Raw genomic sequence first — 16,517 nt, 5'->3', positions numbered from 1 at the left:
TGATGAAACGCACGACCCAGATGCGCGTAGCGCTTTCCGCTATCGCGGCCTCAACCGTTGTCGCTGCCATGCCGGCGTTTGCAGCGGATGTGACGCCGGAAGATGTCGTCAAGCATTATGCCGATGTCGCTCATGCCAAATATCAGGATTCCCTGACGACGGCGCAGGCACTCGATCAGGCCATCCAGGCTTTCATCGAAAGCCCAAGCGAAAAAACGCAGACTGCCGCCAAGGACGCCTGGATCGCTGCGCGCGTTCCCTATCAGCAGACCGAGGTCTACCGTTTCGGCAACCCGGCCGTCGATGATTGGGAAGGCAAGGTTAATGCCTGGCCGCTGGACGAAGGCCTGATCGACTATGTCGACGCTTCCTACGGCATGGAAAGCGACGAGAATACGCTCTACACCGCCAATGTGATTGCCAATCCGCAAATCGAGATCAATGGCGAAACGGTCGACGCGACCGAGATCACGCCGGATCTGCTGGCCAACACGCTGCATGAGGCCGGTGGCATCGAGGCCAATGTTGCGACCGGTTATCACGCGATTGAATTTCTGCTTTGGGGACAGGATCTGAACGGCACGGATGCCGGTGCGGGCGAACGTTCCTATACCGATTACCTGACGGGCGAGGATTGCACCAACGGCAATTGCGACCGTCGCGCCGCCTATCTTGTCGCAGCATCCGAACTGCTGATCTCCGATCTTGAAGACATCGTGGCGGCATGGGAACAGGGCGGCCAAGCCTACACCTATGTGACCGAGGACCCGACGGTCGGCGTTTCGGCGATCCTGACGGGCATGGGCTCGCTCTCCTATGGTGAGCTTGCCGGTGAGCGCATGAAGCTCGGCCTTCTGTTGCACGATCCGGAAGAAGAACATGATTGCTTCTCCGACAACACGCATGCCTCGCATCTCAACGATGTCATCGGCATCCTGCAGGCCTATACCGGCGACTATGTCCGCGTTGATGGTACTGAGATGACCGGCGCTTCGGTGTCCGAACTGGTGGCTGCCAAGGACGCGGCGCTTGACGCGGAAATCAAGGCCAAGCTCGTTGACACGGTCGAGGCCATGGAAGCCATGGCGACGCGCGCCAACACGGTCGAGGCCTATGACCAGATGATCGGTGAAGGCAATGACAAGGGCAATGCCACCGTTCAGGCCGCCATCGATGGCCTGATCGCGCAGACCCCGTCGATCGAGCGCGCCATTGCAGCCCTTGAACTCGGCCAGATCGAACTTGAAGGTTCCGACAGCCTGGACAACCCCAACGCTGTTTTCCAATAAGATCAATATGGATGGTCCCGTGTCATATGCGGGACCCTCCTTCCAGCGGGCATGAATGACGATGATATTGCAGTATTCGAAAGCTATTCCTTTGGCGGCTTTTGCCGCCTTGTTCGGTTTTGCAGCACTTGCCCAGGACTGGCCGCTGCCTGAGGCGCGAGACGATCTCAACGCCAAGGACAAGGTCCGCGTGGAGAGCGTCACGCAACCGACTGATGATTTTACCAGGGCTGAACGTTTCGAGACCATGCAGGGTGGCGCGGCGACCACCAAGGCCACCGTCAACCGCGATGTGTTTTCAAAATCCTCTGCCAATATCACCTTCGCCGAAGAAGAAACCTTCAAGCTCGGCAATGCGCTGTTTCGCAAATTCTGGGTGTCGTCGCCGTCCTCCACGCAGGCCTCGGACGGTCTCGGCCCGCTCTTCAACGCTCGCTCCTGCCAGAGCTGTCACCTGAAGGACGGTCGCGGCCATCCGCCCGAAGGCGACAGCGACGCGACCTCGATGTTTTTGCGTCTGGCGCGGCCAGCCCGCACGCCGGAAGAACAGGCCCGTATCGACAGCTATGAGACGGTCAATTTTCCCGACGAAGTCTATGGCGGTCAGTTTCAGGACTTTGCCGTTCCGGGCCTCGAAGCGGAAGGGCACATGAAGATTGATTATGCGGAAAAGCCGGTTACGCTTGGAGACGGTACGGTCGTCTCGCTGCGCGAACCGAGCTACAGCGTGACCGATCTCGCCTATGGTCCGTTGGGCGATGACACGACTCTTTCGCCGCGGATTGCCAACCAGATGATCGGCATGGGGCTGATCCAGGCGATCCATCCCGCTGACATTCTGGCAAAGGCCGACCCCGAGGACACCGATGGCGACGGCATTTCCGGCCGCCCGGCCATCGTCAGCGATCATCGCACAGGTGACGTCAAGCTCGGCCGGTTCGGCTGGAAGGCCCAGAATGCCAGCGTCCGCGATCAGTCGTCTGGCGCGTTTTCCGGTGATATTGGCATCTCGTCACCCGATGCGCCGAACCACTGGGGCGATTGCTCTGAAACAGAAGCCGCCTGCCTCGACCTGCCGCACGGCGCCCAGCCCCGGCTCGGCGAAACCGAAGCGCCTGATCCGGTGATGGATCTGGTCACGTTTTACTCCGAAAATCTCGCCGTGCCCGCGCGTCGCGATGTCGATGATCCTGAGGTTTTGCGCGGTAAGCAGGTGTTTTACGAGGCCGGCTGCGCCGCCTGCCACACACCGAAATATGTGACCAGCCGCAATGCGGAAAACCCTGCCCATCGGTTTCAGCTGATCTGGCCCTATTCCGATTTTCTGCTGCATGATATGGGCGAGGGGCTTGCCGATCATCAACAGGTAGGCGTTGCCGATGGCTATGAATGGCGCACCGCGCCGCTCTGGGGCACGGGGCTGACGGAGGTCGTGAGCGGCCATTCCTTCTTTCTGCATGATGGCCGGGCACGCAACCGTACCGAGGCAATCCTCTGGCATGGCGGCGAGGCTGAAGCCGCGCGCGACAATTTCGCCAATGCGCCGAAAGAGGATAGAGACGCGCTGATCAAATTCTTGGAATCGCTTTGAGACATGAGGTCGCTGTGAGACATCTTGCCGGAACCGCCTTCGCCGTCCTGCTCGCGCTGCCGTTTGGTGCGGGCAGTGCCCGGGCAATGAACGAGGATGCCGTGCCGATGGTACTGGAAAAGGCCGTCGACGGTTTTATCCGCCCCGGCTATCACGCATTCGAGGCGGCAACCGGCACCATGGCTTCGGCAATGGCCGCCTTCTGCGCGGCACCCGACGAAGCGACCTATGGCGATGCGATCACAGCCTATGACCAACTGGTCACGGCCTGGTCGCATATCGAGATCGTGCGCACCGGCCCTGTGATCGACGATCATCGTTTCGAACGCATCCTGTTTTACCCCGACCGCAAGAGCATCGGCCTGAAACAGGTGCAGGCCGCGATCATAGAGCAGGACGAGACCGCCACCGATCCCGCCTATCTGCCGGAAAAAAGCGTTGCCATGCAGGGACTGCTGGCGCTCGAATTCGTGCTGTTCGGGACGCAATACGAGACGATGTTCGATGAGCCGGAGACCTATCGCTGCCGTTACGGTGCGGCGATTGCCGAAAATGTCGACACTATCGCAGGTGAACTCGCCGCCGAATGGGATGCGCCTGATGGTGCTGCTGCCCACTGGAAAAAGCCCGGACCCGACAATCCGCTGTTTCGCACCAATGACGAGGCGCTGACGGCGCTGCTCGGCGTGCTGGTGCACGGTATGGAGACGGTGCGTGATTACCGGATCGAATATTTCTATCGTGGCGAGGACGGCCCGAACATTCCCACCCGTGCAATCTACTGGCGTTCAGAAAACACCTGGCCCTCGATCCTTGCCAATCTCGAAGGGCTGCAAGCGCTTTTGAACCAATCGGAAATGGTTGATCTGCTTGACGAGGGCGTGCGTTCCATCATCTCCTCGATCAACTTCCTGTTTTCGTCTGTCGAAGGCGTGGTCGGCGACATGGACCCGGATATCAAGGTCGCGATGTCCGACCCCGATCAGCTTGCCAAACTCAATTACCTGCTGATCAACACCAAGGATCTGATCCTCAGGCTCAATGACCGGTATGGCGGCGCGATCGGCCTTGGCGCAGGCTTCTCCTTTTCTGACGGAGACTGATTGCCATGCGCTCGCCGCTTGTTGACCGTCGAAGCTTTGTGAAGGCTGCGGGTGCGGCTTTTCTGGCCGGGCTTCAACCGCAGGCCGCTTTGGCGCTGTCGCGGGCCGATGCGGTTTACGCCACCGGCATTCGAAAACCCGACCGCAGCTTTGCACTGGCCCTGATGAGCGAGGCCGGGGACTTTATCGCCGAAATCGACCTGCCTGACCGGATTCACGGCCTCGCCGCTTCGCCCGTAACGGGGCAAGTGGTGGCCTTCGCGCGCCGCCCCGGCACCTTCGTTCTGGTCTTCTCGCCGGATGGCAGCGGTGGCCGGTTCATTATCCACGCGGTTGCCGACCGGCATTTCTACGGTCACGGCGCCTTCTCGCCCGATGGCCGGTTTCTATATGCCAGTGAGAATGATTTTGAAAACCGCAGCGGCGTGATCGGGATTTATGATGGTCATGACGGTTTTGTCCGTGTCGGCGAATACCCGACCTATGGCATCGGCCCCCATGATCTGGCGGTCTCCCCGGACGGCCGGTATCTGGTGGCGGCCAATGGCGGGATCGAAACGCACCCGGATTTTGGCCGCACCAAACTCAATCTTGATCATATGGAACCGTCGCTGGCGCTGATCAATGCAGCTTCGGGCGCGCTTGTCGAAAAACACGCCCTGCCGGCAGATCTCAGCCAGCTTTCGACGCGCCATCTTGCCATAGGTGAGGCGGGCCGCGTTTGGTTCGCCTGCCAGTATGAGGGGCCGCGCAATGCTCTGCCGCCGCTTGTCGGTCGTTTCGCGCCGGGCGAGGCGCTTTCCTTTGCCGAACTGCCGGATGAGATGACCATCGGGCTTGGCAATTACGTCGGCGCCATCGCCTACAATCCGCGCGACGGCCTGATCGGCCTGTCTTCGCCAAAGGCGAGCGGCATGGTGGTGACACTTGATGAGGCGTCAGGCGAATTGCGTTCTTCACGCAGGCTCGCCGATGCTGCGGGCATTGCGCCGGCGCGCCACGGCTTTGCCGTCGGCACTTATAGTGGCACCTTCAATGCCCGCCACCACAATGTCGCTTTCGACCAGCATATCCAGCGCCTGACTGGCCAAACGAAATCTGCGCTCTAGATTAGGCTTGCCATGAAAAATATCTTTATCCAAGCCGTCTTCATTGTCGGCGTCGTCGTCGCAGGGTTCATCGTCGGCATCGCCAACGTGCCGGGTGAATGGTACCAGTCGCTCGCCAAGCCGCCCTTCAACCCGCCGAACTGGGTGTTCGCGCCCGCCTGGAGCCTGCTTTATGTGCTGATCGGCTGGGCCGGAGCGCGGCTTTTCATAAGACGACCGGAAACATCAGGCGCACTGACGCTCTGGACAGCCCTTCTGGTGCTCAACCTTGCCTGGTCACCGTTGTTTTTCGGGATGGAGATGCCGGTGGCAGCCCTCGTTGTCGTCTTGGCGCTTCTTGCCGGCATCTTGTTGTTCATTGCGCGCAGCTGGGGGAAAGACCGCATTTCCGCCGCCCTGTTTCTGCCGTATGCAGCCTGGGTCGCCTTCGCGACATTGCTTAACGTTTCAATCGTTTACCTCAATTGATCTTTCCCGCTTGTTGGGAAAACGCGGTCGTGCCAATCTCACCTCAGGACGAGGTGATGTATGGCAAATTTCGAGCACGGCGACTTCCACGCCCGGATCATGAACAGTTTTGCAAGCCAGGGCGCGATGGAGATGCTCGGTGCGGAGCTGACGCGCATCAGCCATGGTGTGGTCGAGATCGAGTTTCCGTTTGACCAGAAGCTGACCCAGCAACACGGTATTCTCCATGCCGGGGTGATCGCGACGGGGATGGAGACCGCCTGCACCTATGCCGCCTACACCATGATCGATACCGATGCGTCGCTTCTCACCATTGAGTTCAAGGTCAATCTGCTTTCGCCAGGGCGCGCGGGTCGGTTTCTGTTTCGCGGCGAGGTCACCAAGCCCGGCAGTAATATCATCGTTACCGACGGGCGCGGCTATGCGCTGGGCGACGATGGGCCTGCGAAACTGATCGCATCGATGTCCGGCACATGTATGGTCGTGCGCGACCGGGAAGGGTTTCAGGGCTAGATGCTCGATCGTGTTGCAGGAAAGGACGTTCTCTTCGTCATGGCGGCAGAAGCCGAGTATGGCGAAAAGCTGAAAGCCCGGATTTCGCCGCTGATGGCGGGCGTGGGCCCGGTCGAGGCTGCGATATCACTGACCAAGGCGCTGACGGTTTATGCCGCGGCAAACAGATTGCCGGCGCTGGTCGTTTCGCTCGGCTCGGCAGGTTCAGCCACGCTGGAGCAGACGGAAATCTACCAGGCCGCCTCGGTCTCCTATCGTGACATGGATGCCTCGCCGCTCGGATTTGAGAAGGGGCGCACGCCGTTTCTGGATATTCCCGCCGAAGTTCTGCTGCCGTTTTCGATCCCCGGCCTGCCTTCCGCGCGCCTTTCAACCGGCGCCAATATCGTCTCGGGTGCGGCCTATGACCGGATCGATGCCGATATGGTCGACATGGAAACTTTCGCGCTTTTGCGCGCGTGCCAGCTCATGGGCGTGCCGTTGACCGGCCTTCGGGGTATTTCCGATGGCAGGGAAGAGCTCAAACATGTCGATGACTGGAGCCAATATCTGCACATAATCGATGAAAAACTCAGCCAAGCCGTCGATCGGCTGGAAAGCGCCATTGAAACGGGCGCAATTCCCCTCTAAACGCAGCTTTTAGCTTTCATCGACCGGAAGGCCTTCCCATGACCGCAGACATTTCCCATCCCGATTCCGTCCTGATCATCGATTTCGGCAGCCAGGTGACGCAGTTGATCGCGCGTCGCGTGCGCGAAACCGGCGTGTTCTGCGAGATCGTGCCGTTTCAGAAAGCGGAGGAAGGCTTCGAGCGACTGCAGCCGAAGGGCGTGATATTCTCGGGCGGACCGGATTCTGTGACACGGGACGGTTCGCCGCGCGCGCCGCAGGCGGTGTTCGACAGTGGGGTGCCGATCCTTGCCATCTGCTATGGCCAGCAGACGCTCTGCGTTCAACTCGGCGGCTCGGTCGAAGGTGGTCACGCAGCGGAATTCGGCCGCGCCGATGTTGAGATCCTGAAAGCCTCACCGCTTTTCGAAGGCATCTGGGAAGTCGGTCACAAATATCCCGTGTGGATGAGCCATGGCGACCGCGTGATGCATGCACCGGATGGTTTTGAAGTGATCGGCACCTCGCCGCATGCGCCCTTTGCCATCTGCGTCAACGAGGAAAAGCGCTATTACACCACCATGTTCCACCCGGAAGTGGTGCACACGCCCGATGGCGGCAAGCTGCTTTCCAATTTCGTGCACAAGATCGTCGGGCTGAAATCCGACTGGTCGATGGCGGCCTACCGCGCTGAAATGGTCCAGAAGATCCGCGATCAGGTCGGCGACAGTAAGGTGATCTGCGCGCTCTCCGGTGGCGTTGACTCATCCGTTGCCGCACTCCTGATCCACGAGGCCATCGGCGACCAGCTCACCTGCATCCTCGTTGACCACGGCCTGATGCGCAAGAATGAGGCGGCCGAAGTGGTCGCGATGTTCCGCGAGCACTACAATCTCCACCTCATCCATGTCGATGCGGTCGATAAATTCGGCGGCGAGCTTGAAGGCGTGGCCGATCCGGAAACCAAGCGCAAGATTATCGGTCGCCTGTTCATCGAGACCTTCGAGGACGAGGCGAAGAAGCTCGGCGGTGCCGACTTCCTCGGCCAGGGCACGCTCTATCCGGATGTGATCGAAAGCGTCTCCTTCTCCGGCGGCCCATCGGTCACCATCAAGTCGCACCACAATGTCGGTGGCCTGCCCGAGCGCATGAACATGCAGCTCGTTGAGCCGTTGCGTGAACTGTTCAAGGATGAGGTTCGCGTACTCGGCAAGGAGCTTGGCCTGCCCGATAGCTTCATCGGTCGCCACCCATTCCCGGGCCCGGGCCTTGCGATCCGCTGCCCCGGCGGCGTGACCAAGGAAAAGCTCGACATCCTGCGCGAGGCCGACGCCATCTATCTCGATGAAATACGGAAAAACGGCCTCTACGACGTCATCTGGCAGGCCTTCGCCGTGCTGCTGCCGGTGCAGACCGTCGGTGTGATGGGCGATGGCCGCACCTATGAATTCGTCTGCGCACTGCGCGCCGTGACCTCCGTCGATGGCATGACAGCCGATTTCTACCACTACGACATGAACTTCCTCGGCAAAGCCGCCACCCGCATCATCAACGAAGTCCGCGGCATCAACCGCGTGGTCTACGACGTGACGTCGAAGCCGCCGGGCACGATCGAGTGGGAATGAAGCTGCAGTTGGCAATGGTGGGCTGGACCGCGCGTCAGCGGTTCAACTCAAGCTCGCCTTTGACATAGTCGATCTTCGGTCTTCGGAACCTCATCGCAACCCAGGCCGCCAGCAGTCGGACGAAGAAGCCCGCCGAATAGGCTTTTAGGTTGGGCACGTCTTGCGGCAGCGATGATTGATCGTCGAGGGTTCCGGCCATGGATCGTAATTGGAGCGGGGGCAGGGTGCCCTCCGGCCAGAGTATGCCGTAAAGATCAACCCAGTGGCCCACTGTGACGTCGAGGATCATCGGTGTGTTGCAGCAGACCGCAACGATGCGCCGGGTCTTGGTCTTGTCGTTCAGGCGAAACTCACGCAGATTTTCCGAGCCGCTCAGGCATCGCACCCGGTCCTTGCGGAAAACCTCCATGCGCGTGCCGCCGGATGCCTCGCGCAGACGCGGCGCACCGGGAAGCGCCTCCATCAATTCGGCGGCGCTCCGGCAGGAATTGCAAAGGCATTCCGCACTCATGATCGGGGCGTCTGCCGCTTGCATTTTCACAGCACCACAGCGGCACTGCAGCTCCGTCACGTCGCCCATTGATCTGCCCCCAAAAAAACAACGCTAGACTGTCACGCCGGCCCTCAGCGTTCTGTCCTGTGTTCGTTACTGCTGCTGCTTCAGCGAATCGCGAATCTCGAGCAGCACTTCCAGCTCGGTCGGTCCAGGTGGCGGGGCTGCAGCGGCCGCGACCTCTTCCTGACGCTTGGCCTTACGCTCGGCTGCTACGCGCACCCGGTTGATGGTTTTGACCAGCATGAAGACCACGAATGCGATGATCATGAAATTGATGATGGAGGTGATGAAGGCGCCGTACGCAAAAATCGCGGCGCTTGAATCGCGCGCGTCCGCAAGGCTTGCTCCCTCGGGGACGACGCCGTTCATCACGAAATACATGTCGGAAAAATCGATGCCGCCGACGATCAGCCCGATAATCGGATCGATGATATCGGCCACCAGCGAACGGACGATTGCGGTAAATGCCGCGCCCACAATGATGCCGACGGCCATGTCGACGACATTGCCTCTGGCGATGAAATCCCGGAATTCCTTAAGCATTGTCTCTCCGTTTTTGCCTCATATGCCTGTTCTGACAGGCCGACGTTAGGCGATTGTGACGGAGGGTTCCATATTCCGCGGGTTGAAAAGAGCTCTAATTGGCGGAAATGGCACTGGCTGGCGGCCTAATCCACAGGCTCTTCGATTTCGGCCCGTTCCCAGCCCTGGCCGGTAAGGTGTTCCTGCGGCTGGAAGCGTTTCTTGTAGTCCATCTTCTGTGAGCCTTTGACCCAGTAGCCGAGATAGACATAGGGCAGGCCAAGCTTCTGGGCCCGGCCCACATGGTCAATGATCATGAAGCTTCCAAGCGAACGCTTCACATAGGCCGGGTTGAAAAAGGAATAGACCATGGACAGCCCGTCGACGAGGAAATCCGAGAGCGCTACGGCAATAAGCTCGCCCTCCTCACCGAGGTGGCCGGTTGAAATGCGGTATTCGAACATTCGGGTTTCCACATGGGTCTCTTCCACCATCACGACATAATCATCGATCGTCATGTCGGCCATACCGCCGCGCTGGTGGCGGCTGTCGAGATAGGTGCGAAACAGGTCATATTGCTCAGACGTGGCAATTGCGGGTCGCTCGGTCGCCACGAGGTTGCTGTTGCGTGAGGCAATACGTTTCAGCGACCGCGGCTTTTCAAACTCGTCCGCCAAGATCCGCACGGATACACAGGCGCGGCAGTTCTCGCACGCCGGGCGATAGGCAATATTCTGCGAACGTCTGAAGCCGCCCTGCGTGAGAAGGTCGTTCATCTCGTTGGCGCGGGGGCCGACGAGATGGGTGAAAACCTTGCGCTCGCGCTCTGCCTCCAGATAGGGGCACTGCGCCGGAGCAGTCAGGTAAAACTGTGGTGACTGGATGGCTTGCGTGTTCATGACCGGCACAACATGCTTCGGGTTACTGATCCTAGAATGGCGCAATCGGCCAAAAGGTCAACCTTGCCTGCGGCGATCTTGTGCCGAGAATGCTTCCGCTTCAGATCGCTTCTTCACGCACGATCACGGCGCCGACCAGAAAATCGTGCAGCAGTCGCTTGCGATCGGTGAAGAGACCGACCAACAGAACCAGCGGCGTCAGGATGGAGTTGAACAGCCAGAACAGGGCCAGATGCACGGCGGCGGTCAGAAAATCCATCCTCAAGCCATCGGTGCGAACGATCCTGAGGCCCATGGTCCGCATGCCAAGCGAGGCCTGCGCGAACCCGCCCATCGTGAAGCCGAAATAGAACACGGCGACGATGAAATAGAGCACCGGATACAGCAAAAAGGCGAGCCCCAGCGTGGCAATCCCGACAAAGAACAGCAGAACCGCTGCAGGCACCCACAGGATTGCGATGATGAGGTAATCGACCAGAAACGCCAGAACCCGGCGCGACAACACGCCGGAATAGGCGGCGCTGCCAGCATTCGGTGCTGCGTAGGGCATGTCTCGTTGAATGCTCATCGTTGTCACTCGCTCGTTTCGATCCAGCTAGGCGTTCCGCCTCAGCTTTCATTCCAATGTGGGATGGCCGTGGCTGATTGCAACGCCGGGAGCGTGACGATGGTCACGATTTCGCCAGTTTTTCGGCGACCTCCATTGCGAAATAGGTGAGGATGCCGTCGCAGCCGGCGCGTTTGAACGACAGAAGCGTTTCCATCATCACCCGGTCGCCATCGATGGCGCCGCGTTCCGCGGCCATGCGGATCATCGCGTATTCGCCGGAGACCTGATAGGCGAAGACCGGAAGGCCGAAGGTTTCCTTCATCCTCCAGCAGATATCGAGATAGGGCAGGCCCGGTTTGACCATCAGCATGTCAGCGCCTTCCTCGACATCGAGGGCGGCGTCGCGCAGGGCCTCAGTACCATTTGCAGAGTCGACGTAATAGCTTGCCTTGTCGCCCTTCAGCAGTCCTTTGGTCGCAATTGCTTCGCGGTAAGGCCCGTAGAAGCCGGAGGAAAATTTGGTCGCATAGGACATGATGCCGACATTCTGGAAGCCTGCAGCGTCCAGCCGTTCGCGGATCGCGCCGATCCGCCCGTCCATCATTTCAGAGGGCGCCACAATGTCAGCACCCGCCTCTGCCTGCAGCACGGCTGCCTCGCAGATATGATCAACGGTGCCGTCATTGACGATCTCGTCGCCGATCAGGATGCCGTCATGGCCGTGACTGGTGAACGGGTCGAGCGCGACATCGGTAATCACGCCGACACCGGGGGCTGCCTTCTTGATGGCACGGGTGGCGCGGTTGATCAGATTGTCGGGATTGAGAATTTCCGAACCGTTCATATCGCGCTTTTCGAGCTCGATATTGGGAAAGGTGGCGATTGCGGGGATACCGAGCGCCTCGGCCTTGCAGGCGGCCTCCGCCAGCCGGTCAACGCTCATGCGGGAAACGCCGGGCATGGCCGGGATCGGCTCTTCGATATTCTCGCCCGGGATGACGAAAACCGGCCAGATCAGGTCATCGACCGTCAGTCGGTTCTCGCGCACCAGCCTGCGGGTCCAGTCGGCCTTGCGGTTGCGGCGCATGCGGCGGTGACCCGTGATCCGGTCGACGAGATGGGTCTTGTCGTTGGCGTCGTTCATCCTGTTTCTCCGGCCTGCTGGACAGTTTTGATGTTCGTCAGGCTTGTAGCACGCTGACAGCGAGCGCTAAACACTCCAAATTGTCACATCGGCAACGCCGCTCCCGGGTTTGTCGGCAGGCATTTGCCGCGTATAAGGCGATCATGAACTCAGAATCGAGCGTTACCCCAAGTCCCAGTTTTTCGCAGTCCGCTTTTCTGGTTTTTAAGCGGTGTGTTGCTGTGTTTCTTCTTATTTTGGCGCTTTTCAGCTGGGCGGCGCTCATTGGGCTTTCTGAAGGTGGTGCCGGACGATTCGATATCGTCCATCCCGATATCCGTTTTGTCGAAGCGGTGCTGTCCGTGCTCTATCCGGTCGCCGCTCTCGGTCTCTGGTTCGGGGTAAGGTGGGGCGGGGTGCTATGGGTGGTCAGCGTCGCATTCCAGATCGGTGTGCGCAGTGCCTACCCGCAGATTTTCGGCGATGCAGCCGGGCTGACAGCCGTTCACGTTTTATTGATCGGCTTCTATGTCTCCTTCTGGGTTTACCTTGCCTTCATTCGTCAGCGTTAAAATGCGCGAGAGTGTCCTGCCGGCTTGGGTTTGAAATCCGACAATAATTGGCCATATTGCTGTGACAGGGCTTCACTGAAGCAGTGACGCCTGCTTCCGGCGTTTGAGGGACTGAACGAGATTTGGATTTCATGACAAAAAAACTAGACCAGAAAGCGCACTCCAAAACTGTGTCGCGCCGACGTTTCATCGCCGGTGCCGCGGGTGTGCTGGCTCTGCCGCAACTGGCTTCTGCGCAGTCGGCGGTCGACGCGCTGATCAACACGCCCGGGCGCGGCAACTGGGATGACCAGTTCGATGCCGTGACCTCGCGTGCCCAGGCCAGTGTCAGTTCCAACCAACCGATACTCGGTCCGAACGCACCGTCGAATCTGATGCAGGCAATCGCGGAGTACCAGCGAATTGTCACCGGTGGTGGCTGGCCCGAGGTGCATCCCAATGTTCCGCTGCAATTCGGCGTTTATGATGCCTCCGTGCAGCAGTTGCGTCAGCGGCTGATTATCTCCGGCGATCTGTCGCGGTCAGCCGGTATTTCTGATTCTTACGACTCCTATGTTCAGGGTGCGGTTCGCCACTTTCAGGCGCGTCACGGTCTTGCCGAGACCGGCTATATTGACGAGTACACGCTGAAGGCGCTCAATGTCAGCGCCCGGGTTCGCCTTGCCCAGCTTGAAACCAATCTGACACGCGTTGAGGACCTTGGCTCGAACCTCGGTGAGCGTTATGTGCTGGTCAATATTCCCGCAGCCTATGCCGAGGCGGTGGAGAACAATGCCGTCGCGTTGCGTAATGTCGCCATTGTCGGTCGGCCTTCGCGCCCAACGCCGTTGCTGAACTCGAAAATCTTCGAGATCATCTTCAACCCACCCTGGACCGTGCCGCGTTCGATCATCCAGAAGGATATCATGCCGCTGATGCGCGAGGATCCGAACTATCTGGTGGACAACAAGATCCGGCTTTATGACAACAAGGGCAAAGAGGTCGATCCGATGACGATCGACTGGAATGCCGAAAAAGCGCCGAACCTGACTTTCCGTCAGGATCCGGGGCCGAACAGCGCCATGGCGTCAACCAAGATCAACTTTCACAACAAGCATGCTGTCTACATGCACGATACGCCGAGCCAGTCGTTGTTCAACGATATGCTGCGTTTCGAATCATCCGGCTGCGTGCGTATCGAGAACGTCCGCGACCTTGATGTCTGGCTTTTGAAGAACACGCCCGGATGGGACCGTCAGAAAATCGAGCAGACCATTCACGCCGGTATTTCCGCGCCTGTGAACCTTGCCGACCCTGTGCCAAACCATTTCGTCTACATCACCGCCTGGTCCGCGAAGGATGGGATCGTGCAGTTCCGCGATGATATCTACAATCTCGATGGTGCGCCCGAACTTGCGCTGCAGACCACCAGCGGCATCGAATAGGGTCCGTTCTTCGTAAACATGATTGAAAATGCCGCCGGGGAGCCATGTTCGCCGGCGGCTTTCGTCTATTGCACGATGATGCACCGGGCGCTAGAACGCTTCCGCCCGCCAAAACTGAGGAACCTGCGATGACAAGCCAGACAGTGTTTACCGAGAACTTCTTCAACCGCACGCTCTCCGACACCGATCCGGAAATCTTTGATGCGATCGGCAAGGAGCTTGGCCGCCAGCGCCACGAGATCGAGCTGATCGCTTCGGAAAATATCGTCTCGCGCGCCGTGCTTGAGGCGCAGGGCTCCATCATGACCAACAAGTATGCCGAGGGCTATCCGGGCAAGCGCTATTACGGTGGCTGCCAGTTCGTTGATATCGCTGAGCAACTAGCGATTGATCGTGCCAAGAAGCTGTTCGGTGTTGAATTCGCCAATGTGCAGCCGAATTCCGGTTCGCAGATGAACCAGGCCGTGTTCCTCGCGCTGCTGCAGCCGGGCGACACCTTCATGGGGCTTGACCTCAACTCGGGTGGCCATCTCACCCACGGTTCGCCGGTCAATATGTCGGGCAAGTGGTTCGATGTGGTGTCCTACGGCGTGTCCCGCGAGGACAATCTGATTGACATGGACGAGGTGGCCAAGAAGGCCGAGCAGCATCGCCCGAAGCTGATCATCGCCGGCGGCACGGCCTATTCGCGTGTATGGGACTGGAAACGGTTCCGCGAGATTGCCGATTCCGTCGGCGCTTATCTGATGGTCGATATGGCACATATTGCCGGTCTGGTTGCCGGCGGCGTACACCCTTCGCCTTGCCCGCATGCACATGTCACCACCACCACGACCCACAAGTCGCTGCGTGGCCCGCGTGGCGGCATGGTGCTGACCAATGACCCCGATATCGCCAAGAAGATCAATTCTGCCGTGTTCCCCGGCCTTCAGGGCGGGCCGCTGATGCATGTGATCGCTGCCAAGGCTGTTGCCTTTGGGGAGGCACTGCAGCCGGAATTCAAGGAATATGCCGAGCAGGTTGTCAAGAATTCCCGTGCGCTCGCCGGGTCGCTGATGAAAGGCGGTCTCGACGTCGTTTCGGGCGGTACCGACAACCACTCGATGCTGGTCGATCTTAGGCCGAAGAATGCCACCGGCAAGCGCGCCGAGGCAGCCCTTGGCCGCGCCTATATCACCTGCAACAAAAACGGCATTCCCTTCGATCCGGAAAAGCCTTTCGTGACCTCGGGTGTCCGTCTCGGCACGCCCGCCGGCACGACCCGTGGCTTCACCGAGGCCGAGTTTACCGAGATCGGCACACTGATCGTCGAAGTGCTGGACGGTCTGAAGGAAGCCAACTCCGACGAAGGCAACGCCGCTGTCGAAAAGGCCGTGCGTGAAAAGGTGGTCGCTCTTTCCCAGCGCTTCCCGATGTATGGCTATATGGGCTGATGCGCTGCCCGTTCTGCAATTCACCTGATACTCAGGTCAAGGATCTCGCGCCCGGCGGAGGACAACACGTCCATCCGCCGCAGGCGTGTCTGTCCCGATTGCGGCGGGCGGTTCACTACATTCGAGCGCGTGCAGCTGCGCGAACTCGTGGTTTTCAAGAAGAACGGCCGCAAGGTGCCGTTTGATCGCGACAAGCTGGTGCGTTCTTTCGAGATCGCCCTCAGGAAACGGCCGGTTGAACGTGAACGCATCGAACGCGCTGTCTCCGGGATCGTCCGTCGTCTGGAAAGTGCGGGCGAACCCGAGATCCAGTCCGAAGAAATCGGCCTTTTGGTGCTGGAGGCGCTGAAAAATCTCGATGACGTCGCTTTCGTCCGCTTTGCCTCCGTCTATCGCGATTTCTCGACCACCGAGGATTTCGAGGAGATCATCGCCGAGTTTTCAGCCAAGCTTGCGCGTGATTCTGACACCAGCGAGGTTTGAGCTCAGCGCAATTCTGTTCCTCGCATCCGTTTGGATCGAGCAAAACACTTGCAAGTGTCCGGCTGGCGTGGTTTAGCCGCTCATGACCATGTGCCGGCGATATCGCGCGGCCTTTAGAAATGACCGCATCCTTTCGGAATGCGAGGAGTATCATGACGACCGAAAAGACCGCAAATCAGCGGGGCGCCGCGCGCCTTGCCGCCGTTCAGGCGCTCTATCAGATGGATCTCGCTGGAACGGCGCTTGCCGATGTCCTGGCCGAATACGAGGTCTATCGTCTGGGCAAGGAAATCGACGGCGACATATATCTGAAGGCCGATCCGGCCTGGTTCCGTTCGATCGTCACCGGCGTTGTGCGTGACCAGAAGACACTCGATCCGAAGATTTCCGCCTCCATTTCTGAGGGCTGGACGCTTTCGCGGCTCGATTCCACGCTCAGGGCTATTCTGCGCGCGGGCGTCTTCGAGATCACGAATAAGCCGGACGTCCCGACCGCCGTCATCGTCACCGAATATGTCGAAATCGCCACCGCCTTCTTCGAGGGCGACGAGGGCAAGCTTGTTAATGCCGTGCTCGATCGGATCGCGCGGCGCGAGCGGCTTGAGAAAAAGGCCTGAGTGCGTTGCCGACACTCAGGCCTTTCGGCAG

At 59.4% G+C, this 16,517-nt stretch carries 17 protein-coding genes and 1 pseudogene; 13 read left to right on the top strand and 5 right to left on the bottom strand.

The window, feature by feature from the left end:
- Window positions 1–2 precede the first annotated feature (2 nt).
- The 8 genes from AC0L7L_RS11000 to guaA all read left to right on the top strand — a co-directional run bounded on the left by AC0L7L_RS11000 (window position 3) and on the right by guaA (window position 8,307).
- Entirely contained in the window at window positions 3–1,289 is a 1,287-nt protein-coding gene (locus tag AC0L7L_RS11000) for an imelysin family protein (protein ID WP_473509002.1), read from the top strand.
- A gap of 61 nt (window positions 1,290–1,350) precedes the next feature.
- A complete protein-coding gene (locus AC0L7L_RS10995; RefSeq protein WP_473513887.1) occupies window positions 1,351–2,880 on the top strand; it encodes a di-heme oxidoreductase family protein in 1,530 nt (509 codons plus the stop codon).
- A 14-nt stretch (window positions 2,881–2,894) separates the two neighbouring features.
- Window positions 2,895–3,983, top strand: a complete 1,089-nt coding sequence (locus AC0L7L_RS10990) for an imelysin family protein (protein WP_473509000.1) — start codon at window positions 2,895–2,897, stop codon at window positions 3,981–3,983.
- Window positions 3,984–3,988: 5 nt separating this feature from the next.
- Entirely contained in the window at window positions 3,989–5,092 is a 1,104-nt protein-coding gene (locus AC0L7L_RS10985) for a DUF1513 domain-containing protein (protein ID WP_473508998.1), read from the top strand.
- Window positions 5,093–5,104: 12 nt separating this feature from the next.
- Window positions 5,105–5,560 carry a TspO/MBR family protein gene (locus tag AC0L7L_RS10980; protein ID WP_473508996.1) on the top strand — a complete coding sequence of 152 codons (456 nt, stop codon included), beginning with the start codon at window positions 5,105–5,107 and terminating at the stop codon, window positions 5,558–5,560.
- Between the two features lie 60 nt (window positions 5,561–5,620).
- Window positions 5,621–6,073: a PaaI family thioesterase gene (locus AC0L7L_RS10975; RefSeq protein WP_272211945.1), complete on the top strand. Its 453-nt coding sequence runs from the start codon at window positions 5,621–5,623 to the stop codon at window positions 6,071–6,073.
- Window positions 6,074–6,703: a 5'-methylthioadenosine/S-adenosylhomocysteine nucleosidase gene (locus AC0L7L_RS10970; protein ID WP_272211944.1), complete on the top strand. Its 630-nt coding sequence runs from the start codon at window positions 6,074–6,076 to the stop codon at window positions 6,701–6,703.
- Window positions 6,704–6,741: 38 nt separating this feature from the next.
- Window positions 6,742–8,307, top strand: coding sequence for a glutamine-hydrolyzing GMP synthase (gene guaA, locus AC0L7L_RS10965; RefSeq protein WP_272211943.1), 1,566 nt, complete (start codon window positions 6,742–6,744; stop codon window positions 8,305–8,307).
- A gap of 34 nt (window positions 8,308–8,341) precedes the next feature.
- Here guaA and AC0L7L_RS10960 read toward each other — a convergent pair whose 3' ends face one another.
- From AC0L7L_RS10960 to hemB, 5 genes are all read right to left on the bottom strand, one after another.
- Window positions 8,342–8,887, bottom strand: a complete 546-nt coding sequence (locus tag AC0L7L_RS10960; RefSeq protein ID WP_473508993.1) for a DUF6151 family protein — start codon at window positions 8,885–8,887, stop codon at window positions 8,342–8,344.
- 66 nt (window positions 8,888–8,953) lie between these two features.
- The gene (gene mscL / locus AC0L7L_RS10955) at window positions 8,954–9,406 is read right to left on the bottom strand and encodes a large conductance mechanosensitive channel protein MscL (protein ID WP_473508991.1); all 453 of its coding nucleotides are present in this window, start codon (window positions 9,404–9,406) and stop codon (window positions 8,954–8,956) included.
- 125 nt (window positions 9,407–9,531) lie between these two features.
- Window positions 9,532–10,284 carry an arginyltransferase gene (locus tag AC0L7L_RS10950; protein ID WP_272211941.1) on the bottom strand — a complete coding sequence of 251 codons (753 nt, stop codon included), beginning with the start codon at window positions 10,282–10,284 and terminating at the stop codon, window positions 9,532–9,534.
- A gap of 100 nt (window positions 10,285–10,384) precedes the next feature.
- Complete coding sequence (locus AC0L7L_RS10945) at window positions 10,385–10,852, bottom strand: RDD family protein (RefSeq protein WP_473508989.1); 468 nt, start codon at window positions 10,850–10,852, stop codon at window positions 10,385–10,387.
- 103 nt (window positions 10,853–10,955) lie between these two features.
- Complete coding sequence (gene hemB, locus AC0L7L_RS10940) at window positions 10,956–11,978, bottom strand: porphobilinogen synthase (RefSeq protein WP_473508987.1); 1,023 nt, start codon at window positions 11,976–11,978, stop codon at window positions 10,956–10,958.
- A 143-nt stretch (window positions 11,979–12,121) separates the two neighbouring features.
- On the opposite strand from hemB, the gene AC0L7L_RS10935 reads away from it, so the two are divergent.
- The 5 genes and pseudogenes from AC0L7L_RS10935 (at window position 12,122) to nusB (ending at window position 16,486) form a co-directional block, all read left to right on the top strand.
- Entirely contained in the window at window positions 12,122–12,529 is a 408-nt protein-coding gene (locus AC0L7L_RS10935) for a DUF6163 family protein (protein ID WP_272211939.1), read from the top strand.
- Window positions 12,530–12,660: 131 nt separating this feature from the next.
- Entirely contained in the window at window positions 12,661–13,953 is a 1,293-nt protein-coding gene (locus AC0L7L_RS10930) for a L,D-transpeptidase family protein (RefSeq protein ID WP_473508985.1), read from the top strand.
- A gap of 128 nt (window positions 13,954–14,081) precedes the next feature.
- Window positions 14,082–15,386, top strand: coding sequence for a serine hydroxymethyltransferase (glyA, locus tag AC0L7L_RS10925; RefSeq protein ID WP_272211937.1), 1,305 nt, complete (start codon window positions 14,082–14,084; stop codon window positions 15,384–15,386).
- A pseudogene (gene nrdR / locus AC0L7L_RS10920) lies at window positions 15,386–15,869 on the top strand (transcriptional regulator NrdR). Before glyA ends, nrdR begins: the two are co-directional and overlap by 1 nt.
- 152 nt (window positions 15,870–16,021) lie before the next feature.
- Window positions 16,022–16,486, top strand: a complete 465-nt coding sequence (nusB, locus tag AC0L7L_RS10915; RefSeq protein ID WP_473508983.1) for a transcription antitermination factor NusB — start codon at window positions 16,022–16,024, stop codon at window positions 16,484–16,486.
- The last annotated feature ends 31 nt before the right edge of the window (window positions 16,487–16,517 follow it).

The sequence above is a fragment of the Martelella sp. K41-7 genome (genome assembly GCF_055808365.1).
The sequence above is the reverse complement of the archived record's forward strand: the minus strand, read 5'-3'. Positions and strand labels throughout refer to the sequence as shown.

Bases quoted from the DNA above. Each gene is read 5' to 3' on its own strand.
- AC0L7L_RS11000 (WP_473509002.1), top strand. From the start codon at position 3: ATGAAACGCACGACCCAGATGCGCGTAGCGCTTTCCGCTATCGCGGCC.
- AC0L7L_RS10995 (WP_473513887.1), top strand. From the start codon at position 1,351: ATGATATTGCAGTATTCGAAAGCTATTCCTTTGGCGGCTTTTGCCGCC.
- AC0L7L_RS10985 (WP_473508998.1), top strand. From the start codon at position 3,989: ATGCGCTCGCCGCTTGTTGACCGTCGAAGCTTTGTGAAGGCTGCGGGT.
- AC0L7L_RS10980 (WP_473508996.1), top strand. From the start codon at position 5,105: ATGAAAAATATCTTTATCCAAGCCGTCTTCATTGTCGGCGTCGTCGTC.
- AC0L7L_RS10975 (WP_272211945.1), top strand. From the start codon at position 5,621: ATGGCAAATTTCGAGCACGGCGACTTCCACGCCCGGATCATGAACAGT.
- AC0L7L_RS10970 (WP_272211944.1), top strand. From the start codon at position 6,074: ATGCTCGATCGTGTTGCAGGAAAGGACGTTCTCTTCGTCATGGCGGCA.
- guaA (WP_272211943.1), top strand. From the start codon at position 6,742: ATGACCGCAGACATTTCCCATCCCGATTCCGTCCTGATCATCGATTTC.
- AC0L7L_RS10960 (WP_473508993.1), bottom strand. From the start codon at position 8,887: ATGGGCGACGTGACGGAGCTGCAGTGCCGCTGTGGTGCTGTGAAAATG.
- mscL (WP_473508991.1), bottom strand. From the start codon at position 9,406: ATGCTTAAGGAATTCCGGGATTTCATCGCCAGAGGCAATGTCGTCGAC.
- AC0L7L_RS10950 (WP_272211941.1), bottom strand. From the start codon at position 10,284: ATGAACACGCAAGCCATCCAGTCACCACAGTTTTACCTGACTGCTCCG.
- AC0L7L_RS10945 (WP_473508989.1), bottom strand. From the start codon at position 10,852: ATGAGCATTCAACGAGACATGCCCTACGCAGCACCGAATGCTGGCAGC.
- hemB (WP_473508987.1), bottom strand. From the start codon at position 11,978: ATGAACGACGCCAACGACAAGACCCATCTCGTCGACCGGATCACGGGT.
- AC0L7L_RS10935 (WP_272211939.1), top strand. From the start codon at position 12,122: ATGAACTCAGAATCGAGCGTTACCCCAAGTCCCAGTTTTTCGCAGTCC.
- AC0L7L_RS10930 (WP_473508985.1), top strand. From the start codon at position 12,661: ATGACAAAAAAACTAGACCAGAAAGCGCACTCCAAAACTGTGTCGCGC.
- glyA (WP_272211937.1), top strand. From the start codon at position 14,082: ATGACAAGCCAGACAGTGTTTACCGAGAACTTCTTCAACCGCACGCTC.
- nusB (WP_473508983.1), top strand. From the start codon at position 16,022: ATGACGACCGAAAAGACCGCAAATCAGCGGGGCGCCGCGCGCCTTGCC.